23 protein-coding genes and 1 riboswitch are annotated in these 26,582 nt (G+C 45.4%); of the genes, 15 read left to right on the top strand and 8 right to left on the bottom strand.

Features of this window, described 5'->3' with window-relative positions; translation table 11 throughout:
* Window positions 1-619: 619 nt before the first annotated feature.
* Window positions 620-1,231: a superoxide dismutase gene (locus tag MH215_RS25790; RefSeq protein WP_056697187.1), complete on the bottom strand. Its 612-nt coding sequence runs from the start codon at window positions 1,229-1,231 to the stop codon at window positions 620-622.
* 531 nt (window positions 1,232-1,762) lie between these two features.
* Between MH215_RS25790 and MH215_RS25785 the strand changes: the two genes are divergently transcribed.
* From MH215_RS25785 to MH215_RS25745, 9 genes are all read left to right on the top strand, one after another.
* Window positions 1,763-2,188 carry a GNAT family N-acetyltransferase gene (locus MH215_RS25785; RefSeq protein ID WP_128100207.1) on the top strand — a complete coding sequence of 142 codons (426 nt, stop codon included), beginning with the start codon at window positions 1,763-1,765 and terminating at the stop codon, window positions 2,186-2,188.
* Between the two features lie 308 nt (window positions 2,189-2,496).
* Window positions 2,497-3,102 (top strand): signal peptidase I, encoded by a 606-nt coding sequence (lepB, locus tag MH215_RS25780; protein ID WP_239293875.1) that lies wholly within the window; start codon window positions 2,497-2,499, stop codon window positions 3,100-3,102.
* 170 nt (window positions 3,103-3,272) lie between these two features.
* Window positions 3,273-5,162 (top strand): tRNA epoxyqueuosine(34) reductase QueG, encoded by a 1,890-nt coding sequence (queG, locus tag MH215_RS25775; RefSeq protein WP_239293874.1) that lies wholly within the window; start codon window positions 3,273-3,275, stop codon window positions 5,160-5,162.
* 15 nt (window positions 5,163-5,177) lie between these two features.
* Complete coding sequence (locus tag MH215_RS25770; RefSeq protein WP_239293873.1) at window positions 5,178-6,209, top strand: HD-GYP domain-containing protein; 1,032 nt, start codon at window positions 5,178-5,180, stop codon at window positions 6,207-6,209.
* Window positions 6,210-6,386: 177 nt separating this feature from the next.
* On the top strand, window positions 6,387-6,650 hold the full coding sequence (locus MH215_RS25765) for a YneF family protein (protein WP_239293872.1): 264 nt from the start codon (window positions 6,387-6,389) through the stop codon (window positions 6,648-6,650).
* Between the two features lie 54 nt (window positions 6,651-6,704).
* The gene (gene folE / locus MH215_RS25760) at window positions 6,705-7,298 is read left to right on the top strand and encodes a GTP cyclohydrolase I FolE (RefSeq protein ID WP_036668229.1); all 594 of its coding nucleotides are present in this window, start codon (window positions 6,705-6,707) and stop codon (window positions 7,296-7,298) included.
* 270 nt (window positions 7,299-7,568) lie between these two features.
* Entirely contained in the window at window positions 7,569-8,426 is an 858-nt protein-coding gene (locus MH215_RS25755) for a lipoate--protein ligase family protein (protein WP_239293871.1), read from the top strand.
* An 88-nt stretch (window positions 8,427-8,514) separates the two neighbouring features.
* Entirely contained in the window at window positions 8,515-8,739 is a 225-nt protein-coding gene (locus MH215_RS25750) for a hypothetical protein (RefSeq protein WP_056697180.1), read from the top strand.
* 236 nt (window positions 8,740-8,975) lie between these two features.
* Entirely contained in the window at window positions 8,976-12,674 is a 3,699-nt protein-coding gene (locus MH215_RS25745) for an S-layer homology domain-containing protein (protein ID WP_239293870.1), read from the top strand.
* Between the two features lie 218 nt (window positions 12,675-12,892).
* Here MH215_RS25745 and MH215_RS25740 read toward each other — a convergent pair whose 3' ends face one another.
* Together MH215_RS25740 and MH215_RS25735 are read right to left on the bottom strand one after the other, a co-directional pair.
* On the bottom strand, window positions 12,893-14,173 hold the full coding sequence (locus MH215_RS25740; RefSeq protein WP_239293869.1) for a Fe-Mn family superoxide dismutase: 1,281 nt from the start codon (window positions 14,171-14,173) through the stop codon (window positions 12,893-12,895).
* Between the two features lie 212 nt (window positions 14,174-14,385).
* On the bottom strand, window positions 14,386-15,399 hold the full coding sequence (locus MH215_RS25735) for an alpha/beta hydrolase (protein ID WP_239293868.1): 1,014 nt from the start codon (window positions 15,397-15,399) through the stop codon (window positions 14,386-14,388).
* Between the two features lie 344 nt (window positions 15,400-15,743).
* Between MH215_RS25735 and MH215_RS25730 the strand changes: the two genes are divergently transcribed.
* Both MH215_RS25730 and thiC read left to right on the top strand, forming a co-directional pair.
* Window positions 15,744-16,487, top strand: coding sequence for an IclR family transcriptional regulator (locus MH215_RS25730; RefSeq protein WP_239293867.1), 744 nt, complete (start codon window positions 15,744-15,746; stop codon window positions 16,485-16,487).
* 175 nt (window positions 16,488-16,662) lie between these two features.
* Window positions 16,663-16,776, top strand: a riboswitch (TPP riboswitch).
* Between the two features lie 411 nt (window positions 16,777-17,187).
* Window positions 17,188-18,945, top strand: coding sequence for a phosphomethylpyrimidine synthase ThiC (gene thiC / locus MH215_RS25725; protein ID WP_239293884.1), 1,758 nt, complete (start codon window positions 17,188-17,190; stop codon window positions 18,943-18,945).
* Window positions 18,946-19,039: 94 nt separating this feature from the next.
* Here thiC and MH215_RS25720 read toward each other — a convergent pair whose 3' ends face one another.
* The 5 genes from MH215_RS25720 to MH215_RS25700 form a co-directional block, all read right to left on the bottom strand.
* The gene (locus tag MH215_RS25720; RefSeq protein ID WP_239293866.1) at window positions 19,040-19,183 is read right to left on the bottom strand and encodes a hypothetical protein; all 144 of its coding nucleotides are present in this window, start codon (window positions 19,181-19,183) and stop codon (window positions 19,040-19,042) included.
* Between the two features lie 271 nt (window positions 19,184-19,454).
* Window positions 19,455-20,144 (bottom strand): hypothetical protein, encoded by a 690-nt coding sequence (locus MH215_RS25715; protein ID WP_239293865.1) that lies wholly within the window; start codon window positions 20,142-20,144, stop codon window positions 19,455-19,457.
* Between the two features lie 311 nt (window positions 20,145-20,455).
* Window positions 20,456-20,623: a hypothetical protein gene (locus MH215_RS25710; RefSeq protein ID WP_164848600.1), complete on the bottom strand. Its 168-nt coding sequence runs from the start codon at window positions 20,621-20,623 to the stop codon at window positions 20,456-20,458.
* Between the two features lie 511 nt (window positions 20,624-21,134).
* Complete coding sequence (locus MH215_RS25705) at window positions 21,135-21,995, bottom strand: zinc ribbon domain-containing protein (RefSeq protein ID WP_239293864.1); 861 nt, start codon at window positions 21,993-21,995, stop codon at window positions 21,135-21,137.
* Between the two features lie 70 nt (window positions 21,996-22,065).
* Entirely contained in the window at window positions 22,066-23,016 is a 951-nt protein-coding gene (locus MH215_RS25700; RefSeq protein ID WP_239293863.1) for a helix-turn-helix transcriptional regulator, read from the bottom strand.
* 84 nt (window positions 23,017-23,100) lie between these two features.
* On the opposite strand from MH215_RS25700, the gene MH215_RS25695 reads away from it, so the two are divergent.
* The 4 genes from MH215_RS25695 to MH215_RS25680 all read left to right on the top strand — a co-directional run bounded on the left by MH215_RS25695 (window position 23,101) and on the right by MH215_RS25680 (window position 26,478).
* The gene (locus MH215_RS25695) at window positions 23,101-23,796 is read left to right on the top strand and encodes a response regulator transcription factor (RefSeq protein WP_239293862.1); all 696 of its coding nucleotides are present in this window, start codon (window positions 23,101-23,103) and stop codon (window positions 23,794-23,796) included.
* Window positions 23,789-24,877 (top strand): HAMP domain-containing sensor histidine kinase, encoded by a 1,089-nt coding sequence (locus MH215_RS25690; protein WP_239293861.1) that lies wholly within the window; start codon window positions 23,789-23,791, stop codon window positions 24,875-24,877. Before MH215_RS25695 ends, MH215_RS25690 begins: the two co-directional genes overlap by 8 nt.
* A 134-nt stretch (window positions 24,878-25,011) precedes the next feature.
* A complete protein-coding gene (locus tag MH215_RS25685) occupies window positions 25,012-25,875 on the top strand; it encodes a M15 family metallopeptidase (protein ID WP_239293860.1) in 864 nt (287 codons plus the stop codon).
* Window positions 25,876-25,926: 51 nt separating this feature from the next.
* Entirely contained in the window at window positions 25,927-26,478 is a 552-nt protein-coding gene (locus tag MH215_RS25680; RefSeq protein ID WP_239293859.1) for a VanZ family protein, read from the top strand.
* The last annotated feature ends 104 nt before the right edge of the window (window positions 26,479-26,582 follow it).

The following is a 26,582-nucleotide window of genomic DNA, read 5'->3' as shown; positions in this document are numbered from 1 at the left end:
GCTAACGAATCCTAAAGAGCTTATTATGGCGATAAACCTAAAATATAAGTTTTAAAGAATCTGAATGACGCTATTTAAGCTGAAACGGTTAAAAAGGGCGAAGCCAAGTCCATATTTGGGATAATAGCGTGCCTAGGGTTCCTTAGATTCTCTGTGGTATGAAATATAGAGAGATAGCGTGTCCTCAGTTCGTTAGATTAAACACTGTTAGATAGAGCACTAGAGAATAATCTGTGACCCGCGCGCAGTTTGTGTCATGACGCAGGGGACAGAGCTATCGGGAAGCCTTCGTAGAGGATTAATAAACGGGTTTCGCACCTTAGTTAATCACATGAAAGCTATTATATAGAACTTAAGCCAGCGAAGTTGTTAACCTTCGGCATGTTGACGAGCATCATCGTCCGGTTCGATGATCTCGCTACCGCCAGAGATGAGCAACATACCTGTGTTCCTCCTAAATCATGACCACCCGTGTAGCGGGTGGTTTTTCGTTTCCTTTCATTTTCTTACGTTTCACGTACCCAACTAGCTAAAGCCATAATAAAAAAAAGCCTGGCTCGGTCACAAGACCAAGTCAGGCTCTTCTTTTATCGGATAAAACATATTTAGTGAAACAAACTTATTTCGCAGCAGCGTAACGTTTGTTTACTTCATCCCAGTTGATTACATTCCAGAAAGCACCAATGTAGTCAGGGCGTTTATTTTGGTATTTCAGGTAGTAAGCGTGCTCCCATACGTCCAGACCCAATACTGGAGTCAGACCTTCGAAGAGTGGGCTGTCTTGGTTAGGCGTGCTAGTGATGGACAATTTGCCATCTTTGCCTACAACGAGCCAAGCCCAACCGGAACCGAAACGAGTTGTAGCTGCTTTAGCAAAATCTTCTTTGAATTTGTCAAAGCCACCCAGTTCGCTGTCGATTGCAGCTGCGATGTCGCCAGTTGGAGCGCCGCCGCCGTTAGGTCCGATGATTTCCCAGAACAAGCTATGGTTAGCATGTCCGCCACCATTGTTGCGAACCGCTGTGCGGATGCTTTCAGGTACGCTATCCAGGTTAGCAATCAGATCTTCCAAGCTTTTTTCTTGCAGTTCAGGAGCGCTTTCCAGAGCTGCATTCAAGTTAGTTACATAAGTATTGTGATGGCGATCGTGGTGGATTTCCATCGTTTGTGCATCGATATGTGGTTCCAGTGCGTCGTTAGCGTAAGGAAGTGCCGGTAGTTGAAAAGCCATAGTGAAAAACCTCCTGATATTTTATGATTTTTGGTAATTCAGCATTTTGCATCCGATCGATTCGAATCATCCCAGGACATGACATAGATTAAGAAACGTACCCATCCATATCTTGCAGAAGTGGCTCGTCCGAATAAAATGCAAATTGCTCAGGTACATATGTATTAATACCCTTGCCACTAATATTAAACCGCATTCGGGCTAATTAAGCAACATTTTTGTTTATTAAGTCCCCCGAGGCGTTGATCTATTAATGGGTCAGAGATAACAAACATATTTTACCCTTTCTGAATATATTTATGTGAATTCTCCTTAAAATTAAAAGAGAATCGTTCATTTTTTGTTGAAAACGGTTACAATTAAGCGCTTTCAAAAGAAAATGCGTGTTTTATGGCGTAAAGTATGGTTTAATTGACGGAGAAGAGGTATTTTCTCGTTTTTTGTCATTATACGAACTTTGGGTTTTTGGTAAAAAGGGTAACCTTTCTATGTAAAAACCTCATCAAGCTAACGAAAAGGGAGATTTAAGACATGCACGTTCGTTCCTTTCAGTTGAGTGATGCAAGCCAAATGACGGAGCTTCTCCAGGTTGCGCTATCGGAAGAATGTTATGAGAACACGATGGGCCCGTTTGCCCGTCAATTGTCATGGGATTCTGATTTGATCATGGTTGCAGAAGAAGAGGGAGACCTCGTTGGAGCCTTGATCGGTACGATTGATCAAAACCAGGGATGCATCTACCGTATTGCGGTTCATCCAGACTATCGTCGCCGCGGAGTCGGCAAAAAACTTGTCGAGACCATGGAACAACGGTTCCAGCAGCGTAAAGTCAGCCAGATCTGGGTTGCGGGAGATGAGCACAACAAAGTAGCCATGCCGCTATATGAAGCGATGGGTTACGGTGCGAATCAGATTATGAGCGCTTTCCAGAAACTCAGTATTTTGTCCAAAGCGTAAGGGATTTTTGGCGTAAAGTGCGTGTTCAAAAAGGCCAGCAGTAGGTGTGCTTTGTAATCAAACGTGGACTTTTTGAACAACCTCTTAAACAAAAGAAAAATAGAAGATTCTCATTTCATATTAGGCATATCCGATCAGCGTGACCACGCTTGAGGATATGCCTTTCTATTTGTATGCTATACATCCGCTTAATATTCCTCACAATTTAAGCTCATCTGCCATTGGTGGGCATAACCAATTGTTTCACTCTTCCAAATGAAGTAGACTTATAAGAGAATATGATTATTCTTAATAAACGAGGTGTCCTTTTGAATTCTGACAACCCTTCCACGAAGCAGGTGTCTTCCGAAGAGCGAACTGAACTGGCAACAGCGAATCATTCCGGTACCTCATGGGCAGCAGAGCTATGGGACTGGGCCAAAACAATCATTATCGCTTTTGTCGTTATGATGTTGTTGAATTTATTTGTATTTAACCTATCGATGGTTAAAGGGCAGTCCATGCAGCCTACTTTGGTCGAGCGTGACCGTTTGTTTGTGAATAAGATTGTATATGATTTTGGTTCACCTTCTCGCTTTGATGTAATTGTCCTTCGTGACCCAAGTGAGGGTCAGGAGAAGAAAGACTTTCTCGTGAAACGGATCGTAGGGCTTCCCGGGGATACTGTTGAAGTGCGTGAACACCACCTGTATGTGAATGGTGAGCGACAGACGGAGACGTATACAGATATCGAGGTACAAGATCCCGATTTTGGCCCGATTACGCTGGAGGCGGATCGTTATTTTGTCATGGGAGATAACCGTCATGAGGGTAAAAGTAAAGATAGCCGTGTATTCGGAAGCATCACTTCTGGCGAGATTGTAGGTAAGGCTGAATTCATCTTCTGGCCATTTTCCGAAATGAAGAAACTGTAAAATGTTGTTATAACAACAACTTCACTCGACGTTTTGCGTTTAACTATAATAAAGCTCGGGGCGAGTATGCCTGAGTTGCATATGCATATAGACGCCTGTCCTCCTTGAATGAGGCGGGCGTTCAATCGTTAAGGGAATAAGAGCAGGGAATAGAAAAGAGGGAAAGAATCATGACAAGCGTACAGACCGGGGCGGCGCAGGCAGGTTCCGTATGGGAACAGTTAAAACAAGAGATTAAGGCGGCTGCCCCCGGGCTGGGCATTGATGATATTGGATTTGCTTCTGCAGAGCCGTTTGTATCACTTAAGTCGTTACTAGAACAGTCTCGGGACAAGGGCTACGCTTCGGGATTTGAAGAGCCGGATATTGAGAAAAGGGTACGGCCTGCGCTACAGGATGGTGAGCCTGCTTCTCTCATAGCCATTGCAGTGGCTTACCCGTCGAAGATGGTCAACCCACCGAAGTCGGAGCCGGGTGCATATCGTGGGATTTTGGCACGTTCAGCTTGGGGCAGAGATTATCATTATGTGTTGCGTGAAGCGATGGACAAGCTGGTGAATTTCATCCGTGAACGTGTACCTGAGGCTATGATTGAGAGCATGGTCGATACGGGAGCGCTCGTTGATCGGGCGGTATCCCAGCGTGCGGGGATTGGATTCAGCGGCAAAAACTGTGCCATTATATCCCCTAAGTTCGGATCATGGATCTATCTGGGTGAGCTGGTGACGAACATTCCATTCCAGCCGGATACACCTGTAACCGAGGATTGTGGAGAATGTACGAAATGTATTGATGCCTGCCCAACCGGAGCGTTGGTGGGACCAGGGCAACTTAATGCACAGCGATGTATTTCTTTTGTAACCCAAACTAAAGGGTTTGTAGATGAAGAGTTTATGTTGAAAATAGGCAACCGGTTATACGGCTGTGATACATGTCAGATTGTCTGTCCGAAGAATCGAGGAAAAAATTGGGATCATCATCCCGATCTACAGCCTGATCCGGAGATTGTTAAGCCTTTGTTGCTGCCACTCCTAGACATTGGTAACCGTGAATTTAAAGAACGTTTTGGTCAAAGCTCTGCCGCATGGCGGGGAAAGAAACCAATCCAACGAAATGCAGTGATTGCCTTAGGTAATTTCAAGGATAAGAGTGCTGTACCAAAACTCACGGAAGTATTGAAGCGAGACCCGCGTCCTGAACTGCGGGGAACCGCAGCTTGGGCGCTGAGCAGAATTGGAGGAGAAGACGCAATGAGAGTAATTGGGGAAGCTGCCGCTAACGAACAAGATGGGAACGTGCTAAGCATGCTGCAGAAGGCCAAGGAACGACTGAGTTCGTCCGAGACCTTACCCGATCAACCACAGGCTGGGCAAGTAAGTGAGAAGCAGTCGGTGAAACAACCAGTGGAACAACAACAGTTTGAGTCACTACACGAGTTACAGAAGAGTTTGCAATCGGAAATGGCATCTGATCAGAGCGGTGAGCTACCTGTGCAGCCGGCCAAACCGGAAGCAGCAGCTTGGAAACCTTCAGCAGTCACAGGGCTGCAGGGTACACCTGTGTATTATGATGAACTGCTAACACCAATAGGGACATTGACGCTATGTGCCACAGACGAAGGCTTATGCCATGTTGATTTTGGAACATTTCATGTACGCGAGGCACATCTGCAACAATGGGCTCGAACTTGGATCGGTGAATATCGTTACGAGAAGAATGAAGAGAAGCTGAGTGAGGTTGCGAAGCAGGTTCAACAATATTTTGCCGGAGAACGAAAAAGCTTCGAATTAAAGCTAAATTTACATGGAACACCTTTTCAGCTACAAGTATGGCATGTTCTATCCGATATATCTTATGGAGAGACCTCATCACACCAACAGGTTGCGGAAACGATCGGAAGACCAAAGGCGGTTCGTGCAGTTTCGGATGCTATCAGTAAAAATCCGATGCCGATCATTATTCCCTGTCACCGCAACAGTGACAAAGACGGTACCCTGTTGGGTTATGTAGGCGGTCTGCAAACCAAGGAGCAATTGCTCACATTGGAGCAGCAATCGTAAGAGCGGGGGACGTGCATGAAGTATGTAAACGTGGAGAGTGTGGAGGCGGGGGAGCTTCTGGGTAAGACCGTATATTCAGCTAACGGAACTGTTTTGCTGTCTGCCGGCGTCCAGCTTACCGTATTTATGGTTAATACGCTCAAGCGTATTGGCGTAACCATGCTGTACATCCAGGATGAAGCGTTTAAAGATGTGGAGACAGAAGACATTCTGGATGAAGCCACGAAAAGAGCAGTGATTAATGAAATGAGCGTTACCCTAGAAGCGGTTCGTTCCGGAAAGGACTGGAGTCCGAAGAAGGTAGCGCTTAGCATTGATAAACTGTTGAACGATGTTTTGAACGGGCGTGAGCTGCTTGTTCAACTTACGGATATTCGCACGAAGGACAATGCACAGTATGTTCATGCGATGAATGTATGCTTGTTGTCGTCGGTAATCGGACTGAATATGGGACTTAACTACAATCAATTGAAGGATCTCGCTGTAGGTGCACTTTTGCACGATATCGGCAAAGTTGGTGAGCCTCCGGGTGGTGGCTCTGCTGCCAATTCTTCGCTCCATCATACATGGCGGGGATTCGAAGTGATTAAGAACAAGCGGGAGTTCAGCCTGCTCGTCGCTCACACGGCTCTGCAGCATCATGAACATGTCGATGGTACAGGTTTACCTAGGGGAATCAAAGGCAGCGACATTCATGTCTTTGCCAAAATCGTTAGCACGGCGAACATCTATGATAATCTGATCAACGGACTGTCTGGAAGTAGCATGTTGCCACACGAAGCTTGTGAAGAGATGATGGCGATGTCAGGCACGAGGCTGGATCGGGACATTCTGATTGAGTTTAACAAAAGTGTATCCGTATATCCGAATGGGACGGCTGTACGACTCTCAACTAAGGAGTCAGGCGTTATCGTTCGACAGCATCGTGGATTGCCAGGCCGACCTGTTGTCCGGATCGCTCGGGGGAGCACACGCTACTCTCTCGATGTTATTGAAATTGATCTAGCGGAGCATACCACCGTTTTTATTGATTCGGTCATGTCGTAGAATTGGGATAACGAATGACAGCGAAAGCTGGAAAATCCGTTTGCTCCATGCGTGCGGAAATGCTATGATAACTTTCAGGAAATCCGGTCCGTGACACGTGTATGAACAGGCGTTAGGATGTTATGTATATGCGCGGATCATCATGCTTTTTAGATTGCATAAAGAGGTGTCTAAGAGATGGAAATTGTAATACCGATTATTACATTGATTGTTGGTCTGGTCGGGGGCTTCTTCATCGGGGTGTTCTACTTGCGTAAACAGCTTGAGAAAATGCAAAGCGATCCAGACGCACTTCAGAAGATGGCGAAGCAAATGGGCTATAACCTGAATGGTAAGCAGATGCAGCGTGCTCAGCAGATGATGAAGAATCAGCAGCCTGGCGGTAAAATGCCTCAGCCGCAACAACATCCTGCGCGTAAAAATTCGGGCCGCCGAAAATAATAGCAGTGTATGTAACTGCTTTACACCATGTGGTTCGAAAGGAGGCGTTCGGCAGTGGCTGGCGTGAAAGATTATTTGAATTCCAAAGTATCCGACAATCGGGAGAAGATCGAGTACCATGTAGAACAGATCTTGAAATTGATTGGCGAGGATAGTACGCGGGAAGGGCTGCTTGAAACGCCTGCACGCGTAACCCGGATGTATGAAGAGATTTTTGGTGGGTATGAGGTAGATCCACGTGATGTACTGGGGGTAACCTTTGACGAGAATCATGAAGAGTTGGTTATCGTTAAGGATATCGTATACTATAGCCAATGTGAGCACCATATGGCGCCGTTTTTTGGTAAGGTACACATTGGGTACGTGCCAAGCGGCAAGATCGTTGGTCTTAGCAAAATGGCTCGTTTGGTGGAAGCGGTAACGCGTCGCCTCCAGGTTCAAGAACGTATTACATCACAGATCGCTGATATTTTGACAGAGGCAGTTGAGCCTCACGGCGTTATGGTCGTTGTGGAAGGCGAGCACTTGTGCATGTGTTCCCGTGGCGTGAAGAAACCGGGCAGCAAGACGGTAACGTCTGCCGTACGTGGTTCCTTCCGTGAGAATCCAGCACAGCGTGCTGAGTTCCTGTCACTTGTTAAAGATTGAGGCTGAGCTTGGCTTAATAGACAAGCTGCATACTCTCACCTGCGTTCTAGCCTGTTGCTTCGCATTAGGACGAACTCGAATGTCTGTATGCGGAGCAGCGCAGTATAGAGCAAGCATCTGAGGTTGTACCATAATAAGCCGTGTTCCCTCAGGAACCCGGCTTATTTATATGAAATTATTTTATAATTGTGGTGTGAGTTATGGTTGGTTCAAGAATGTATAATGACTTGTAGGCTCTCATTCATCTATATATAACGGAGGCTGTCTTCTATGAGTGTACCTTCAACACCAGAGGATCGATTTGGAAAACCAACGGAGCAGAGTTCGTCGGAACATCGTCCTACCAGCCGTCTTCAGATTTGGGAGACACCGCTTATGGGATCAAATAGAAGTGTGCTTGAGGCTTTTGCTTGGGAAGAAGTGATGTGTCGACTTGTAGGACAGGGGCATGAACCGGTGGCTCATATTTGGCGGCATACGGATGCATTTGTAGCTGGTTTGCGTGATCGCAAACTGCCTCATGCAGTAGAGGCTATGGAACGTATCCGAAATGAGGGGATTTCCGTCTGTGTTCGACCTTCTGGCGGTGCGGCGGTTCCACTCCATCCAGGTGTGGTTAACTTATCGCTAATCTTGCCTAATCCTAGGCACGCAATCAATATTCATGATGACTTCCGCCATATGGCTGCCTTGATTGCCCGTTCACTGAATCCATGGTCCGATCAGGCTCAGACGGGAGAAGTGGAAGGTGCCTTTTGTCCAGGCGATTATGATGTTAGTGTCGGGGGACTGAAGTTTTGCGGAATCGCTCAGCGAAGACAGGCTAAGGCTTACATCATTACTGCTTTTGTAATTGTGGAAGGCAAGGGCGATATGCTTGCAGCAGAGGTGCGACGATTCTACGAGCAAGCGGCCAATGGGATGAAATCAGGCTATCCGGATGTACATTCAGGTACGATGGCGAGTCTGCAAGAGCTGGCTGGTGTACCTTCTGCGGCGGCTTACACAGCATCCTTGGTGCGTACACTACGTGATCATTATCCATCGGCAGAAACGAGCCGAGTATTGACTGTGAATCGGGACACGGTTGAACAGACGATGCAGCAGATGAAATTACGATATGATTAGATTGATATAGATTATTTGAATGGAATACACTGACTTGGAATTGGTTAATAGAGATGATATGATGTGATTTCGGAAGGAGAGTGACAGAATGGAAACATTGAGATATACATTTGAGTACGAGGTTGTTTCTTCGGGCGAAAAGTCCGAATTCAGTCAAATGGCTACAAGCAAAGAAGAAGCTGCGGCATTAATTATTGCGCGGATTGCTGACCTGGAGTTTACGGGTGAAGAAGATATTAAGCTGGGCGACCTGATCGCGATCAGCAAACAGGTTGGCGACAACTATGTTGCCTGTGAAGGTTGCGCTTCTTAAGGTCTAAATGTCTTGCACGGATAGATTCTAATGATAAGCAGGTCTCTGGTATAGAGGCTTGCTTTTTTGTGTTGTAAAATGCACGAAAAATGAAAATCAGTCATATTTGAAAAATATTTTTTGCAAAAATGCGAGAAAAGCTCTTTTTCGCGGAAAATGTCGAAAATGTTCAGAATCCGTTCAGAGCGAGCGGTTATACTCTTTCCACAAACAGAAAGAGAAGGGAAGATTGTAACATGTTAAAGAAGGATCAACAGATGCGTTCTGAGCTACTGAAACGAATAGGAATTGTCGCCTTAACATTCCTTATGGTTTTAGGTTTGCTACCAGGTGTGTTCCAACCAGGAGTTGTACAGGCTAGAAGTTGCTATGAGATGACGGAAGTTGATTCAGAAGGCGTAGAATGGAATCTCATTAGTACGGCTGAAGAGCTGTACTGTGTGGGAGAAGACGCAAACGGTAATTACAAGCTGAAGAATGATATTTCTGAAGCAGATATGAACACGTTTTTACACGGAGGATCTTGGACACCGATTGCCTATGAGGTAGAAGATGATTTTGAACCTTTTACAGGCAGGTTCGATGGGAATGGTTATTCAATTTCAGGTTTGAGAACAACAGATGAAACTCAGTATGATGTGGGGCTGTTCTCTGATTTATATGATGCTGAGGTTAAAAATCTTATATTAAATGATGTATCCTTCACAGGGAATGCGTCGGTAGGTGGGCTTGCAGGTAGTATTTCACGATCACGTATTGAGGGCGTGCATATCAGTGGGCATATACAAGGAAATGGAAGATTAGGAGGCATTGCAGGGTATTCTAATAATAGTGAATATATTAATAATAGTACTGACGTCGTGGTGAGCACCCTAGATGAGTATGGTTATTCTCTCGGGGGATTATTTGGAGAACTTTACGAGAGTACAGTCATTGCAAATGCTGCTGAAGGTACAGTGAGTGGTTATCAGACAATAGGTGGACTGATCGGAGAGTCGAATGATAATACCATTCGTCAGAGCTACGCTTCAGGACAGGTGATAGGTAACTATCAAATCGGCGGCTTGATTGGTGAACTTAATTATGAATCTGAATCTAAACTAAACCAAACCATTGAAGATAACTATGTGGTTGGTTCTGTAAAAACTTATGCTGCAGGTGAGGATGAATTTTCTGCTGAAACTATAGGAGGTCTGATTGGTGAAATAAGAAAAAATGGTAGTAATGATGACATCCAAGTAATCATTCAGAATAATTATGTTGCTGCATCTCTCAAAGTTGACCTCTCAAATGGTGTATCATCACCTATTGATGATCAGACGATAGGGTCAGTCATCGGCAAAGTGAAAGGTTCAACAGATCAAGTGACTTTTTTTGATAACTATTATGATCTGAACAAAATTAGTACGAACCAACAGAATGGTTCTGATTATGCAACGGGTCTTACAACTGAACAGATGAAACAAGAATCTAATTACAATGGATGGGATTTCCAAGCCATTTGGACAACTCGCGACAGGATTAACGATGGGTATCCGATCTTGCGTTCATCCAAGCTCATGAATGCACCGACTCCACCACTGCCTGATCCGACAATACACTTCCTGTATCCATACCCTTTGTACGGAACAGTTACGCAATCCACATCTAAGGTTACAGTGAAGCTCAGTGAGCCTGGTAGATTTTACTTTGACAACGATGTGTGGGACATGTTTAACGATCAGTTGACAAAAGAAGATACCAAATTAAACGCTATTAACAAACAAACCTATGTGGATTTAGCTGCGAATGAAGAAAAAACGTTCTTGTTTACAGGTTTGGACGAGAACACATTGTATCGATTGTACCTGGCCGTTGAAGATGTGAATGGTCAACTCGTAGATATGGGATCTAATATTTATCCAACGCTTGCAAACTCAACTCCTCTTCCGCAAAATGTAGTAGCTGCACCAAGTGATGGTCAGGTTGCCATTGAATGGACTAAAGAACCAGAAGTAGTAGAATATCACGTGTATATGTACCAAGGAGCAGCAGCACCTGAGGATCCAGATCTGTGGACAAATGTAACGGACAGTTACATCGACGGACATATCGGTGGGCTGACGAATGGTGAATCTTATGTGTTTGCAGTTAGATCGTATGCTTCTGAAGAGGTGAATTCAGATTATGTTGCATCTAACGTTGTGATCCCACAAGAGGAGAATACAGGCGGTGGTAATAATGGTGGTGGTGGATCTGACCCAGACCCGAATTTTCCTGTACCACAGCATGTAGTGGCAACAAAGGGTGAGAAAAAGGTTACGTTAACTTGGGATACAATTACGAACGGGTATGCTTCAGTTTATATGTACGAAGGTTCATCAGTACCAGTAGACCCTTCACAATGGATTCTTGTTTCTACGGAAATTATGAATAATAGTTGGGATATTAAAGACCTCAAAGAAGGAGAAAAATATATATTCGCTGTTAAAGCTGTATATGATGGTGGAGAATCAGAATATGGAATTTCTAATCCAGTGAAGATTAACATCACTCCATCCAATCCAGAAACGCCAGGTAATGGAGGAGGCGGGGGAGTTATTACACCTACTCCTGTAACGCCAACACCGTCACCAGCACCTGTGACAACGAGTCCTGCGCCAACTACTCCACAAGCTCCACAAAAAGAAGTAATTAAAGTGGATGTAGCGAATGGGGATCAGGCTTCAACGATCGCTTCCTTGGAGATTAGTCGTACACGTGCTACTGATGGTACGGTTAAGGATGAACTTCTGCTTGATCAGAGCAAAACGCAATCCATTATTGATCAATTGAAACGGACAGGCTCCCGCACGGCGGTTGTCTTGATTCCAGATACCAAAGATGAAGTATCACAGTGGGATCTTAATCTCTCTCCACAATCGTCAGCAATGCTGGCTGAGCAAGGTGTGGATCTCGTTATTTCCAATCCAAACGTGAAGATTACCATCCCGGCAAGTTCCCTGCTCGGACGTACTGATGATATTTATTTCCGTCTTGTACCGGTGAAAAAAGAGACTGAACGTTCAGAAATCCAAACGAGAGTGCAAAGCAATGAGACAATAACTCAAGTTGTAGGCACAACGAATATCCAGATTCTCGGTCGTCCAATGACGATTGAAACGAATTTGCAGAGCAGACCTGTAACGCTCGTATTGCCTGTAGAGGCTAGTCAGATCGCAGGTGTGAATTCTGAGGAGCTAGGCGTATATATTGAGCACAGCGATGGAGCGAAAGAGCTTGTACACGGTAAACTCGTTACAATAAACAGTAATAATCAACAAGGCATTGAGATTCAAGTCAACAAATTCAGTACGTTCTCCGTTGTTAAGGTGAAGGACTGGACAGACAAGAGCTTGAAAGCTCAGCCATATATTCAAGGGTATTCTGATGGAAGCTTCCGACCAGAGCGTAATGTAACTCGTGCAGAAATGGCAACATTAATTACGCGTATTACAGGAGCAAATATGCTGGAAGGTAGCCATCGTTTTACAGACGTGAACTCCAGTCACTGGGCAGATGCAGCTATCTCAGCAGCAGCTCAATCCGGTTATGTTCAAGGCTACACCGATGGCAGCTTCAAGCCAGATCAGGCGATTACTCGTGCGGAGATGGCTGCTCTGTTGCAGCCGCTAGTAACATCTAACCAGATGACTGCTGTGCCGACAACATTTACCGATGTAAACGGGCATTGGGCACAACAGGCAGTAGAACAATTGAGTTCAGCGGGAATAGTTACTGGATACACCGATGGCACGTTCCGTGCAAGTCAGCCAATAACTCGCGCTGAAGCCGTGACGATGCTGAATAAGCTGATTGGTCTTCAAGCTGCAACAGATGCAGCAGGACAGTGGTTGGATGTGCCTGTCACACATTGGGCTTATGCAGCGATTGAAGCAGCTTCAATCCGCAAATAGATCGTTATATCTATCTTTATAATCTCATAATAATCAAATGCAAAGAGATATCTTTCAGTCATTCGGCTGGAGATATCTCTTTTTTTACATTTATATTATTAAGCATAAGGCCTAAAGAGGTCTGACATATTTATTTATTTATTTATTTATTTATTTATGTTGTCTCTTGCTTATGATTCGTTCTTAGAGTGGAAAGACTTCAAGAATCATAGGAGGCTTTAGTAAGGCGGCCATAGTAGCTTTCTTGCCGTCTCGTATCGCTCAGCTACTGCAGGCCAGTAGACGACCTTCCACCAATCTTCGATATATTTTTTGCGTTCATTCTGGTGCTTCAGATAGTACGCATGCTCCCACACATCCAGAGGAAGGAGCGGAACGATGTCAGACTGAGATAAGTTCTGGTGCTTTTCTGCTTGCAAAATTTCAAGACGATGTGCCCGTGGACTCCAGACAAGCATAGCCCAGCCACTGCCTTCTACTTTATTGGCTGCTTCTGTGAATTGGTTCTTGAATGCTTCATAACTGCCAAAATCACGTTTGATCTGTTCAGCCAGCATACCTGACGGTTTGCCGCCACCTTGGGGACTCATAATCGTCCAGAAAATAGTATGCAGGTAATGACCTGCCCCATTAAAGGCGAGTTCCCGTTCCCAGTGTTTTACGAGTTCAAAATTGTTCTTTTTCCTGGATTCCGCTAATTTTTTCTCAGCGGTATTTAATCCGTCTACATAGGATTGATGGTGCTTATCATGATGAATGCGCATGGTCAGTTCATCAATATGTGGCTCCAAGGCGTTGTACGCATAAGGCAGTGGTGGTAAGGTATGCCCGCCAATCGGTACAGGGCGTTCCTTAACAGGTGGTGTTGCAGCTACGGAAGTGGTGGTGCTAGCGCTTGTTTGTGTGGGGGCTGAGTGAATTGCTGGAGAGTTTTGGGTCTGAGTAGCAGATGCAGAAGCATTAGAGGTTTCTTTAGACGATGTAGCTGCAGGCTTCTCTAAGCTTTCTCGTTGGGATGATTGAAGGAGACTGTCCAGCGTAAAAGGGGCATCCGTTGCAGAGTCTCTCAAGAGTCCGGGCCCACGAAGTGTATCTAACACACCTAGGAAGTACTCTGATTCCCGGATGAAATGTAGAATGACGGTTTTGGCAGAGGGCACGGCCTGCACCGCAGCACTCTGCTCCAATAAAACATAGAGTTGCCGGATAAACTCTCTGGATTGTGCTATGCTCGCAGACACTAACTGTTCTACGCTACGAAGAATATAGGGAGCAGGGGCGTGAGTTCCGGGTAACACTTGTTTGATAAGCTGGTTAGCCGTGTGTTCACTGTTTGAAAATGCTACCTCCCATTCCTCCAGTAGTTTGACATATTCAGGCTCTAAGTTAGGTACAAGTATACGAATAACGAGGGTGTGCTCTTTCTCTTGCTCTTTCCAGAAACGAATTTCTTCGAGTATACGTAGGGGTAAGAGCGGCCCATATCCTTTCCATTGCATAACCAAGCATCCTCCCATCAGTGATATGATTCCGAATCCATTTTTAACATTGAAATTAGGCTGAAACAGCCCAGATCTCTTTATCCTCGAACATGACGTGCATAGCCATCTCAACAATATATTCATAAATGCCGTTGTCCTATGTATATAAAAAAAGAGCCCCATAAGGGCTCTCACGTAGTCAGTAGCTATATAATTCATCGCATGAACAATTAATATCTATCAATTTCATCACTGGTCGTCTTCGTTACATGGCTCAGGAAAGTGGATACGCGGCGCAGGTATTCTTTGGGATGCTCACGGAAAATTAACTCATGATGGGCTCCGTCCACGATCCATTCCTCTGAATTTGCATTGGTCTGATTGGCGGCGAGCAACTCCGCGATTGGATAAGGCGCCTTCTCATCTTCCGTACCGTGAATGAAGAAAATCGGGAAAGAATAATCCTCTTTTTTGACCTCTTGATACGGAATTTGCTGTAATCCAGTGCCGTTCAGAACCGGGAACAGCAGCTTCATAATCTCAAGTGTAGGTTGGCGTGGAAGATTGATCTGATTATGAATGTTGTGATACAGCGTATCTGGTTCAAGCAAGAAGGTACTGTCCAGAATCATTGCATCGACATCCTCGGTGAGAAGGCCTGTCTGTAATGCTGTGCCGGCACCCATGGAGAATCCCCATACGACGAGCTCCTCAGCCCCTCGTTGCTTCGCTGTTTGAATGGCACCTAGCAATTGCTGTGATTCCGCTTTGCCGCCTGTAGCGACAGCCTTATTTACCTGAGAAGCAAAACCATAATCGAACATAATGACGTTAAATCCAAGTTGGTGCGCATAATGGGCAAGGTCATACATCGGAACCCAGGTTTCCTCACGGTTGGCACCATAGCCATGACTGAAGATGATCATTTTGTTCACATCTTTGTCGGCAGGAATATACCAGCCCTGCATCGTTCGGCTTCCATCTGCCGCAGGGAACGTAATGTCTTCATACTTCATGTTCCTCGCTTGCATCGGATTAGAGAAGACAGGAGCTACCGTTGGGTTGGATAAAACCCAGGCAATGTAACCGTGTAGTGCAATGAAACAAAAGAGTAGAAAAAATACCACGGAGAGCAGCAACGCTACGATAATATGCTTGAACCGAATCAGCCTTGGCGATAACGAAGTAGGCAGATCGGACACTTTCGTTTGCAGCGGGGCTTCGCTCTGGGATGTCGAATACATGATTGCCCCTCCTTATAAGTTCAGATGAAATTGAGGATAACAACGAGAACCATTCAACCCATATACGTAGTTCCTAAGTCGCAGGAACGAATGATACAAATGCATAATATATCTTTATCGTATGTTCCTATATAACCAAAGTCAATTGATTGGCAGCATTTGTTACGCAATTGTTATATAGTTCCGAGAGAATCTGGTTAACATTTCCTAAGTGTACAAATCGCGGGAAATTCAGTCTTATAAAAAGGAGAATTTTGCCGCATTTTAGTTTACAGATGAGATCGTTTCTCATATAATTTATGTAACCAAGTTTCATGTGATGAAACATGAGGAGGCTTAGTGTCATGGAAGACCGCAAGTTGACCGTCAGGGCTGTGGAACGAGCCTTGGATATATTATTGTGCTTCACAACGCGGAGTGATCTGGGGCTTACCGAGATTGCCAGCCAGATTGGTCTGCACAAAAGCACGGTTCACCGGCTGATGGCAACCTTAGAGGAACGCGGATTTGTCATCCGGGATGCAGCTACTGAGAAGTATCGGCTTGGTATCCGGATCTGGGAGCTTTCCGCCCACATGTCCCGTAGTGATGATCCTGCTATTCTTCTTCTACCTGCGATGGAGCGTCTGAGAGATCGACTCGGGGAGACGGTTAGCTTGTATTTGCGAGATGGTAGTGAACGGATTCGAATTCAAGCTGTTCAGAGCGATCAGGCTATACGACGTGTAGCTCCTGTTGGTGTGCGCCTTCCTTTATCCGTAGGTGCGTCCAGTAAGGTACTGATGGCCTTTGCTACGGAAGAGGATCGTGAGGAGCTGATGAATGGGCCGGAGTGGCCTGTCTTTATCGATCCTAAGGTCTATCTAGCGCAGATGAAGGATATTCTGGAGCATGGTTATGCAACGAGCTATGAGGAGCGTGAGCCTGGAGCTGCAGCGGTATCTGTACCGATTATGGATCGCAAAGGACAAATTGCTGCGGCATTGTCTGTATCAGGACCTGTCAGCCGTCTATCACAAGAGACATTACATGAGTATGCACCTGTGTTGAAGGAAGCAGCTACTCAGATGGGCTTGATGTTATCTTAATGGGGTCGTTCAACAAGTCCGCTCTTTTGGAACAATGCATTTGATAATTAGTGAATCTGTTGATTATGGAAAATAAAGGTTGTTTTTCATTCGCGGTTAAGCTATCCTGATATGGACAGCCCAAGCGGGGCTTGATGAATTGAATATGACACGCGGTGGACCTACCGCAACTTATTAACGTTACTAGGGGAGTCCGAATTGTCCGGACTGAGACGGAATCGCATGAGATTCTGGACCCTTTGCACCTGATCTGGATCATACCAGCGTAGGGAAGTAATCGGCACATCAACCACGAACATCAACGGGATGTAACCTATGGCTGAACTCGATTAGAGTTCGGTAATCGGCACATCTATTGGTAATGGACATAGCCGGTTCCCTTGGGAATCGGCTTTTTTATATACAGTGAGCAGAGACAGAGTCTGGCTTTAGGAATACTTTCGATGAAAGAATTGAGGCTGGAATCTGTTATGGAATCTATTCGAATGAGCTCGGTGAATGAATCGTTCTCTGCTGTATGTTGTCTTACTGTATATTGTCTCTCTAGGGAAGGTTGTCATTGCTCCTTGTATGGATGGTCTCCAGGTTAGATGCGCCCGCATGGAAATGAAGTGATGCAGTCGTGACGACCAATGAGGAGGAGACAAAGACAATGAGTACAGAACAACCGATGATGGGACAAGGGAATACAGAAGCGCAGATGGCAAAAGGAACAGGTGCGGCTGGAGGGGTTCAACCTTTTCCCGGCAGCCGTAAAGTATACATTCAGGGCTCACGTCCAGACATTGCTGTACCTGAGCGTGAAATAGCCCTTCATGACACAAGTACTCCCCAAGGGGTGGAGCATAATGAGCCGCTGCGTGTGTACGATACGAGCGGCCCGATGACCGACCCTGATTTTCACGCAGATATCCGGGCGGGGCTACCTGCACTCCGCACACGCTGGATTATGGAGCGTGAGGATGTGGAGGCTTATGCAGGACGTACCGTACAACCGGAAGATAACGGGCTGAAGGCGGGGAGCAGAAGAACCGGGGCCGAAGCCTACCCAGGCTTGCGTGGCAAGCCGCTGCGGGCGCGGGCTGGACGCTGTGTAACGCAGATGTACTATGCACGCCAGGGCATCATTACGCCAGAGATGGAGTTTGCCGCGATTCGTGAGGGAGTAGAGCCGGAGTTTGTGCGACAAGAACTGGCCAGTGGCCGAGCGATTCTACCATCCAACATCAATCATCCTGAAAGTGAGCCCATGTTAATTGGTCGACATTTTCATGTGAAGATCAACGCGAATATCGGGAATTCAGCTGTCTCTTCCTCCATCGAAGAAGAAGTGGAGAAAATGACCTGGGCTGTACGCTGGGGCTCGGATACCGTTATGGATCTCTCTACCGGCAAGGATATCCATACCACGCGGGAATGGATCATTCGTAATTCTCCGGTGCCAATCGGTACTGTACCGCTCTATCAGGCGCTAGAGAAGGTGAATGGCGAAGCAGAAGCACTAACGTGGGAATTGTACCGAGACACACTTATTGAGCAGGCAGAGCAAGGCGTAGACTATTTCACGATCCATGCAGGTGTCTTACTGCGCTATATCCCGATGACAGCCAAACGCATGACAGGCATTGTGTCCCGGGGTGGATCTATCATGGCGGCATGGTGTCTGGCACATCATCAAGAGAACTTTTTGTATACGCATTTTGAAGAAATATGTGAAATTATGAAAAGGTATGATGTGGCATTCTCGCTTGGGGATGGACTGCGTCCGGGGAGTTTATATGATGCCAATGACGAGGCTCAGATGGCAGAGCTGGCTACACTGGGCGAGTTAACGCAGATTGCGTGGAAGCATGATGTACAGGTGATGATTGAAGGTCCAGGGCATGTGCCGATGCATAAGATCAAGGAGAATGTAGATCTACAGATGGAAATCTGTAAAGAGGCTCCGTTCTATACTTTGGGTCCACTGACAACAGACATTGCTCCAGGTTATGATCACATTACTTCAGCTATTGGAGCGGCGATGATTGGCTGGTTCGGGACATCCATGCTCTGTTATGTTACACCAAAGGAACATTTGGGGCTGCCCAATAAGGATGATGTACGTGAGGGTGTCATTGCTTATAAGATTGCAGCGCATGCCGCTGACCTAGCCAAAGGTCACCCACGAGCTCAACGCCGAGATGATGCACTGTCCAAGGCTAGATTCGAGTTCCGCTGGCGTGACCAGTTCAACCTGTCGCTTGACCCGGAACGGGCGCTGTCCTATCACGATGAAACGCTGCCCGCAGAAGGGGCCAAGGAAGCTCACTTCTGCTCCATGTGCGGGCCGAAGTTCTGTAGCATGCGCATTACGCAGGATATTCGTGCATTTGCTGCAGACAAGGGATTGTCCGAGCAGGAGGCGGTTGCTGCTGGAATGAAGGAAAAGGCTGAAGAATATCGGACACGTTCCTAAGAAAATTCGGAGATGACAGGCTTTCATAGCTTTAATATGAAAAAATGTTTAATGTTTTGAAAGGCCGGATTCCAATTCAACGTAACGTTTGGGTTCAATCCAATTTACGCCAAATCTGAAATAGGATGCCTGCGATGACAAACAGCACTCCATCGGACAGTTTAAGACTACCAGCATGCAGAAGTGCAGAACAGGCCATACCCACTAGGAACAAGATAAGAGTATATAAAAATCGCATTTACTTATTCACCTCTCTCATTAAGTAAAATGTGTAAAAGAGAACGATTTTTAAATCGTTCTCTTTTGTGAAATTAATAAAGGCCTTATTAATAATAGAAAATCTTAAATACACCTCTGGAATCATTATCAGCTGAGCCTGAGAAACTAACTTCCAGAGCCCCGAAACTTATGTATAATTTATTATTATGAGTTATACAATTTTAATATCGAATGGACTAGATTCAAAAATTATAAAACCGATGCCCCAATATTTACTCCCATCCCAACATCTATTTCGGTGCCATGCCTACCTTCTTCTCCAAATACGTTGCAAGCAATGCCAAAGGGCTATGGATCGCAATACCCGTGTCTGCCTGGACAAGCGCAGCAGCGGGCGCCATGGATAGTTGGGCAGCGACTACCGTTTTGCCGGGATGCTGCCCAGCAATATACTGTAATCCTTCACGTACTGCTGCAAGATAACCTTCCTTGTCACCGCGCATAATCAATTGAAACGTCTCAGGAATGCAAACAGCTTCTGGCTGAGGCGCCTCGGTAACACAGTTCGGCACTTTCTCATAATCCTGTTGTAAAGCCCGATACACCCGTGCCATTGTAACTTCAACTGTAGCAGGGTTCGTAAAAGCAAATATGTATTCATTGTCCATACTTTGTATCTCCGCTAGTAGTGGATCATCAATGCCGATGACAGGAATTGCAATCTTCCGTGCTTCTTGTTGGAGAACAGCAGCAAAGAGGGTGCAGGTCACGAGAATGGCATCGGTATGACAGCGTTCAATCCAATGCAGGGTTTGAGATACTTTGTCCTTCGTTATTGCGTCGGAGAAGCCTTCATCATGTTTAAGCCGATCCAGACCGGGATCAACATAATGCACGAGTTCCACCGCATAGGCAGATAGAGCTTCTTCGACCAGGGCAATGTTGGAATAGTGAGCGTGAAAACAACTGATGGTAAGCATAGTAATTTTCCCCCTAATGGCTTCAGCTGCCTGTGAGCAGCCTGGGCTTGCCAAAGTGTTTAACCCATTATAGAGGGTGTGCAGGGCACTGTACATACTTGTATACGCCCGTACAATGCCAAGTAAACCGTCACATGATGAAACTGACATCATATATGAAAAGACAAGGGAATCGCTTGGTAACAATTTCACCATCCGATTTAACCAGTGTGTACTCGACAACAGCGAATAACCGTCATCCCTAGCGTTCTGGAAGGACGGTAAGCTGGTTGTGACCGAATAAGAACAAGAGACAGTTAAGTTGTAATATATTAGCGCATAGATGGCGCAGCGTTCTTATTGGCGATTTTTTGCTGCAAAATTTCATGAAAGGATAGACCTTGAGTGCTCTCATTCTCCTTTTTTGGAGCATTGGTCGCCGTGTTGCGCGGGTATTGGTGGTGATACGGGATCATTTGCTGAATAGGCATGCGGATCATCTTGGTTCCTCCTTTGATGCATTTTCTATGTATTCATGTTTTATACCTATATAGGTATATGCGACTTGTTATATGAAATGAGCAAATTTATGATGTAATTCCAATTGGATTGTAGTGATTTTACCCGGTATTTGAGAGATGTAAACGTTTTTAGGGAAATTCAGGAATAAAGAACTGTATTTCGAAGGGGGAAAATGGGAGGATAGAATCGGTTGTTAAGTGAATAGACCCAATTTTAAATAAGTCAACCATGCCCTAATTAAGACATATTGTCTGGTTGAATAGGTATGGGATTTGCTAAGTAACTTGGTACCTTAGACCGTTGTTTGGAGGGAGTAGGGTTATCTGTTTGCGCAAATAATAAGCCATTGGCGTTAATCTGACTCTAATAAATGACCTCCATTCGCTAAATGTACACATAACAAAGAGCCATCGGATTCCTCCGATAGCTCGTTAAATATAGTCCTAGAATTTAAGATCGAGCATTGCTATCACATAAAATAACAATCTACTATTTTGACTGAACAGCAATATATATATCTACCTGGACATTCTCAGGGTCGATACTACGTTCATCATATAGCTCGAAGTCCCCTGTAAATGTACGTTTATGCTGATCTGCCCAAGCCCATACTGCTCCCCAAGCTTCACCTACAACTTCTGCCATAGATCCTCTTCTGGAGGTGAACACGGCGTAAGTAGCCGGAGGCAGATGAACTGAATCCATATCCTCGGGCAAAACTTCATCCACATTCACTTCGTGACCAACCAGAATGGTGTACTCCCCGGTAATACCGTCTGTATAGTCGCTGTAACAGCCATAGCGAGCTACCTCTGGTGCAGGTAGTTGGTCAGAGGAGAAATACTGATTCCACAAGCCTTGAATGCAGCCTTTGCCACTGATCTCAATCGCATTGGTTGTTCTCGCAGACACACCCGCAAGACGTTTCGCCGGAAGAGTCACATAACGAACAGGCTCAGACAATCCAAGAAGCGCACCGCTCAGACCATTCGAATCCGTAGCAATAGTTGAATTAGCTGGATTAGTGGAGCCAGTTGGAGCAGCCAAGCTAGATGATCCAGCCGAACCATCTTCCGAGGTTCCTCTCATTATAGTGCCGTTCCATCGTTTCAAATAAGGAAGCTGATTCCGCAGCATAGATCGTGCGGACTCCTCATCCATGCCTTCCTCCTTGAGAATCGCGGTGCACATCTCAATCATACCTTCTAGTGGAATATTAGGTTGCTCGAATTGCCCTTCCTTATAACAGTAGATACAATACTCTCTTGTAGCGTTCCCATCAGCCTCTGTTCCGAACTGTGCTGGAGTTGTTAGTGGCATACCGCAGCTTTGGCATAACGTCGTGTTCATATCAATTCCTCCTTGATAGTTGTAACTGAATATATGGAAAGTATACCGGGAGGAACTAGACAGCAGTCTGTCAGGTTTGAGGAGCAGAAGTATAATTTTGTACAATCTGTTCTGCCATATGTCGTATTGTAACCCGGATATGCTCCGGCTCTAACACTTCGACATCTGCTCCAAAGCCCAAAATGAAGCCGTACAGCCAGTTGTCTTCTGGAAAGGCGACCTGACTGATGTAATATCCGTTTCCATCGGGAAAGACATTTTCAATGCCAAACCATTCTTCTGCTAGATGACGGGCACGAGCGTGGAATCGTAGGGTCAGAGGAGCCTGGTTGTCGGGTGCCACCCATTCTTGCTGCCAGGGTCTGTCATGTGGTTGTATAAGTCTTCGCTCAAAATACCCTTGTGCAAGGGTTACATCTCGCATACGGACAAGCTTGAACATGCGGAATTGATTCCGCTCATGGCAGAATGCATAGAGATACCAAGAATGCCGTTTGAGCACCAGCGTGTGGGGTTCAACAGTTCGGATGGTTTGATCCCCTCCAGCACTGCAATAGGTGAAGGTGATGAGCCGTGACTGATCCATCCCCGATTCGATCAACTGAAGCTTGATCTGCAAGGCTTCGGGATGTGTCCAAGTTGAATAATCGACAATGAAGCGGCTCGTATTAGACTGGAAATCTTCATTTTTGGCTTCAGGTACAATACTGCTGAGCTTCTCCACCAAGAGATCACGTGCCACGTTGCTATGAGAAGTAGAGATACTACGAAGTGCGGTCACGATGGATGCCAGATCCTGATCTGTCAGCACGTTACGGTCGAGCCGATAACCCTCCGCAAGACCAATTCCACCGCTAGCGCCTTGATACGTAACGACAGGGATGCCGGCTTGACCCAACGTGTCGATGTCTCTATAAATGGTGCGAATGGACACTTCAAACGTATCCGCTAGATCCTTGGCCTGTACACGACCTCGATTGACCAGTAGCACCACAATGGCTAATAAACGATCCAGTTTCATGAGCGGGTTTCCTTTCGATCGTTGATTATGTTAGATTCAGATAGATTATACTGCCCACTATCACATATAGGAGTGGAATAGGCAATGAAACGTATTACGATATTGATCGCAGATGATGAAGTTGAGATTGCGGATCTCGTTGCTTTGCATCTGCAAAAAGAAGGATATCATATCATCAAAGCATTCGATGGCAAAACGGCAGTTCAAGCCGTTCAGACACAAACGATAGATTTAGCGATTTTGGATATTATGATGCCTGGTATGGACGGATATGAGGTGACCCGTAAGATTCGGGAGCAGCACCATATGCCTATTATTTTTCTGAGCGCGAAGACCTCGGATATGGACAAAATTACGGGACTCGTGATGGGTGCGGACGATTATATGACCAAGCCGTTTAATCCGATGGAGCTGGTTGCCCGTGTGAATTCACAGTTACGTCGTTCGCTTCAATTCAGTCAGGCACCGTCTGTCCTGCGCTCTGTTCTCGAGAAAGGTGGGCTTGTGATCTCCCCCGATCAGCATAGTGTTATGCTCTATGGCAAGCCTGTGGAGTTAACACCGAAGGAATTCGATATTTTATATCTGCTTGCTAGCCATCCCAAACAGGTCTTTAGTGCTGAGAGCATTTTTGAACAAGTGTGGGGAGAGGCTTATTATGAGAGCGGTAATACCGTTATGGTTCATATTCGAACTCTGCGTAAGAAGCTGGGTGAAGACGTAGATAAGAACAAGTTTATCAAAACAATTTGGGGTGTGGGGTACACATTCAATGAATAAACGTAGAAGTTTTCGAACAACGATGATTCTGTTACTTGGTCTGAGTATGCTCGCCTCTGGTGCGATTACCTATGGTGTGTACAAACTGATGCAATATTTCTATTCGGGAGTGCGGGCAGAAGATCAGCTTGCTGAGTATCGTCATTTTATGAAGAGCATTGGGGATATTTATTTTTTCTTACTCCTGTTCATTCCACTTGCAATATTGTTCTTCTTCTGGTTTACCAAACCCTATGTTACCTACTTTAAAGACATCTCTGCAGGCATAAGACACTTGGCCAACGGAGATTTTCAGCATCGGGTGCAGATCTCCTCAAAAGATGAATTAGGAACAATTGCCGAGGATATTAATTTGGCAAGTCTCAAGCTCAAGGAAGCGGTAGAACGGGGTGATTTTGCAGAGAACAGCAAGGATCAGCTGGTGGTGAATCTAGCACATGATCTGCGAACTCCTTTAACCTCCGTGTTAGGTTATCTAGATCTATTGGTGAAGGATGATCAACTTACAGAGGAGCAGGTTAGGCATTTTACTTCAATCGCATATACCAAATCACAGCGTCTGGAGAAACTCATCGACGATCTATTCGAGATCACTCGTATGAACTACGGCATGCTGCCTTTGGAGAAGAAGCGACTTGATCTTAGTGAATTGCTCCGGCAGATGAATGAAGAGTTGTACCCCGTTTTTGAAAAGAATAAATTGGTCACTCGACTTCATATCGATTCCGATCTTGTCATTTCTGGCGATGGTGAGCTGCTGGCACGTGTCTTTGAGAATCTATTAATTAATGCAGCCCGCCACGGTAAGGACGGTCTATACGTAGATATTAACGGGCGTAATGAAGCGGGACAAGTCATCGTTCAGGTCATGAATTATGGAGGACATATTGATGTAGAAGATTTGCCACATATATTCGATATGTATTATACCGGAGATCGCTCGCGGACACCTCAGGAGGGTGGAACAGGTCTAGGGCTGTTTATCGCAAAGAATATTGTGGAGCAGCATGATGGAGCCATATCGGCTCAAAGTGATGTTGTACGGACGGTATTTGAGATTCGACTGCCAGCGCTAGCTTGAAGTGAATTTAAATGAAATCCAATGAAATAGTTATAAGAGACACTCTAATTTAAGAAAAACTTTAGAATTGCCCTGCTTTTATTTAACTAGTTTCTTCTATCCTTAATTTTATAAGGAAAAGGAGGAGCGTGGAGATGAAAAAGTGGGGATTTTTGATATGTATCATTGCCTTGGGTTATATTTTCAGCAGGTCAACTGCTTGGTTTCAAGAACCGACCGAACCGATGATAGAGATTCAGTATACGAATGAGATTCATACACAATACGCCCAAACCATTCATGTAGATATGAAAAATGAAGTACATAAAGGTAATCTATTACTCGTTAATTCGGAGTATCCTGTTCATCCAGAGGGCATGAGAACGGATATTGTAAATCTAGCTGAACAGAACGAGTTGGTGCGTGGGTACGGTTTGATGGATCAGAAAATAATGTTATCGCGTTACGTAGCCCAAGCGTTCGAGAAGATGGTTGAAGCCGCTAGCCACGATGATGTCCGATATTTTATTATAAGTAGTGGTTATCGCGATTTGGCAGAACAAGCACAATTGTATGAGCAAAAGGGTTTGGATTATGCGCTCCCTCCGGGGCACAGTGAACATAATCTAGGCTTATCCGTAGATGTAGGCTCTACACTAGCCGCCATGAGTGAAGCACCAGAAGGGGCATGGCTGGAGCAGAATGCCTGGAAATATGGTTTTATTTTACGGTATCCGAAGGACAAGGTACATATTACAGGGATTCAATACGAACCCTGGCACTTTCGTTATGTAGGCTTACCACATAGTGCCGTCATGGTTCAGCGTAATTTGGCGTTGGAGCAATATCTGGAGCTGCTCAAGGACAAGAAGAGCCTGACTGTTGATGTTGAGGGTCAGATCTATCACGTTAATTATTACACTGCTTCTCGAGAACAGGCGGTGTACATCCCTGAGAACCGTTCATATGAGATATCGGGCGATAACATGGACGGCGTCGTCGTGACGGTGAAGGAGTAACATCGCAACATTTGCACACTTGCAACCGTACAATATAAAGGAGGTTCCATCATGAAAACCCGAAGAATATTCATCCAACTCTTATGGATCTCCGCTTTGGTCATCTATCTATATCTGTTAACGAAGTTGATCTTATTCAAAGGTAACCCCGTAGATCTTAAATTGGTACTTACTCAACTTAAGCTACTCATGCAAGAGCCAGGTCTTATTCATACACGAACCGTCAACTTGACACCATTGCAGGAGATTACAAGAGACTGGCATAGTGTGTCGTTGGGTCGACCAGGCAGTGCCATTCATCTGTTTGGCAATGTGTTCGCTTTTATTCCACTAGGTATATTAATCCCTGTGCTAATGGGTAACAAGTTGTTGGCGGGGGCAAACGTATTGGTGCTATCTCTACTGCTCAGTCTGGCCTATGAGGTGACACAGTTATTGACCGGTATGGGTGTATTTGATGTGGATGATCTTATCCTCAATACTGCGGGTGGAATTATTGGGTATGTCCTCTTTACGGTGGTTCGTGGGGTGAAACGGATGATAGCAGGTGAACCTGAGCGTACTGTGAAAAAACGATATGATGCAAACAAAAGTCACACCTAAAGAGGTTGTTCAAAAAGTCCACTTTTGATTACGAAGGATGCGCGAGCGGCATCTCAGCGTCGAAGCTGGAATTCAGCCGAAATGTCCGTTGCTCACGTAGTTTT

It is taken from the genome of Paenibacillus sp. ACRSA, assembly GCF_022346845.1.
Classification (GTDB): domain Bacteria; phylum Bacillota; class Bacilli; order Paenibacillales; family Paenibacillaceae; genus Paenibacillus.
Note: the sequence above shows the minus strand (reverse complement) of the source record. Positions and strands in the feature narration are given on the sequence as shown.

Bases quoted from the DNA above. Each gene is read 5' to 3' on its own strand.
- MH215_RS25785 (WP_128100207.1), top strand. From the start codon at position 1,763: ATGCACGTTCGTTCCTTTCAGTTGAGTGATGCAAGCCAAATGACGGAG.
- MH215_RS25685 (WP_239293860.1), top strand. From the start codon at position 25,012: ATGAAAAAGTGGGGATTTTTGATATGTATCATTGCCTTGGGTTATATT.
- thiC (WP_239293884.1), top strand. From the start codon at position 17,188: ATGGCAAAAGGAACAGGTGCGGCTGGAGGGGTTCAACCTTTTCCCGGC.
- MH215_RS25770 (WP_239293873.1), top strand. From the start codon at position 5,178: ATGAAGTATGTAAACGTGGAGAGTGTGGAGGCGGGGGAGCTTCTGGGT.
- MH215_RS25690 (WP_239293861.1), top strand. From the start codon at position 23,789: ATGAATAAACGTAGAAGTTTTCGAACAACGATGATTCTGTTACTTGGT.
- MH215_RS25695 (WP_239293862.1), top strand. From the start codon at position 23,101: ATGAAACGTATTACGATATTGATCGCAGATGATGAAGTTGAGATTGCG.
- MH215_RS25720 (WP_239293866.1), bottom strand. From the start codon at position 19,183: ATGCGATTTTTATATACTCTTATCTTGTTCCTAGTGGGTATGGCCTGT.
- MH215_RS25730 (WP_239293867.1), top strand. From the start codon at position 15,744: ATGGAAGACCGCAAGTTGACCGTCAGGGCTGTGGAACGAGCCTTGGAT.
- MH215_RS25740 (WP_239293869.1), bottom strand. From the start codon at position 14,173: ATGCAATGGAAAGGATATGGGCCGCTCTTACCCCTACGTATACTCGAA.
- MH215_RS25745 (WP_239293870.1), top strand. From the start codon at position 8,976: ATGTTAAAGAAGGATCAACAGATGCGTTCTGAGCTACTGAAACGAATA.
- MH215_RS25765 (WP_239293872.1), top strand. From the start codon at position 6,387: ATGGAAATTGTAATACCGATTATTACATTGATTGTTGGTCTGGTCGGG.
- MH215_RS25735 (WP_239293868.1), bottom strand. From the start codon at position 15,399: ATGTATTCGACATCCCAGAGCGAAGCCCCGCTGCAAACGAAAGTGTCC.
- MH215_RS25700 (WP_239293863.1), bottom strand. From the start codon at position 23,016: ATGAAACTGGATCGTTTATTAGCCATTGTGGTGCTACTGGTCAATCGA.
- MH215_RS25790 (WP_056697187.1), bottom strand. From the start codon at position 1,231: ATGGCTTTTCAACTACCGGCACTTCCTTACGCTAACGACGCACTGGAA.
- MH215_RS25750 (WP_056697180.1), top strand. From the start codon at position 8,515: ATGGAAACATTGAGATATACATTTGAGTACGAGGTTGTTTCTTCGGGC.
- MH215_RS25715 (WP_239293865.1), bottom strand. From the start codon at position 20,144: ATGCTTACCATCAGTTGTTTTCACGCTCACTATTCCAACATTGCCCTG.
- MH215_RS25705 (WP_239293864.1), bottom strand. From the start codon at position 21,995: ATGAACACGACGTTATGCCAAAGCTGCGGTATGCCACTAACAACTCCA.
- MH215_RS25680 (WP_239293859.1), top strand. From the start codon at position 25,927: ATGAAAACCCGAAGAATATTCATCCAACTCTTATGGATCTCCGCTTTG.
- MH215_RS25710 (WP_164848600.1), bottom strand. From the start codon at position 20,623: ATGATCCGCATGCCTATTCAGCAAATGATCCCGTATCACCACCAATAC.
- queG (WP_239293874.1), top strand. From the start codon at position 3,273: ATGACAAGCGTACAGACCGGGGCGGCGCAGGCAGGTTCCGTATGGGAA.
- MH215_RS25755 (WP_239293871.1), top strand. From the start codon at position 7,569: ATGAGTGTACCTTCAACACCAGAGGATCGATTTGGAAAACCAACGGAG.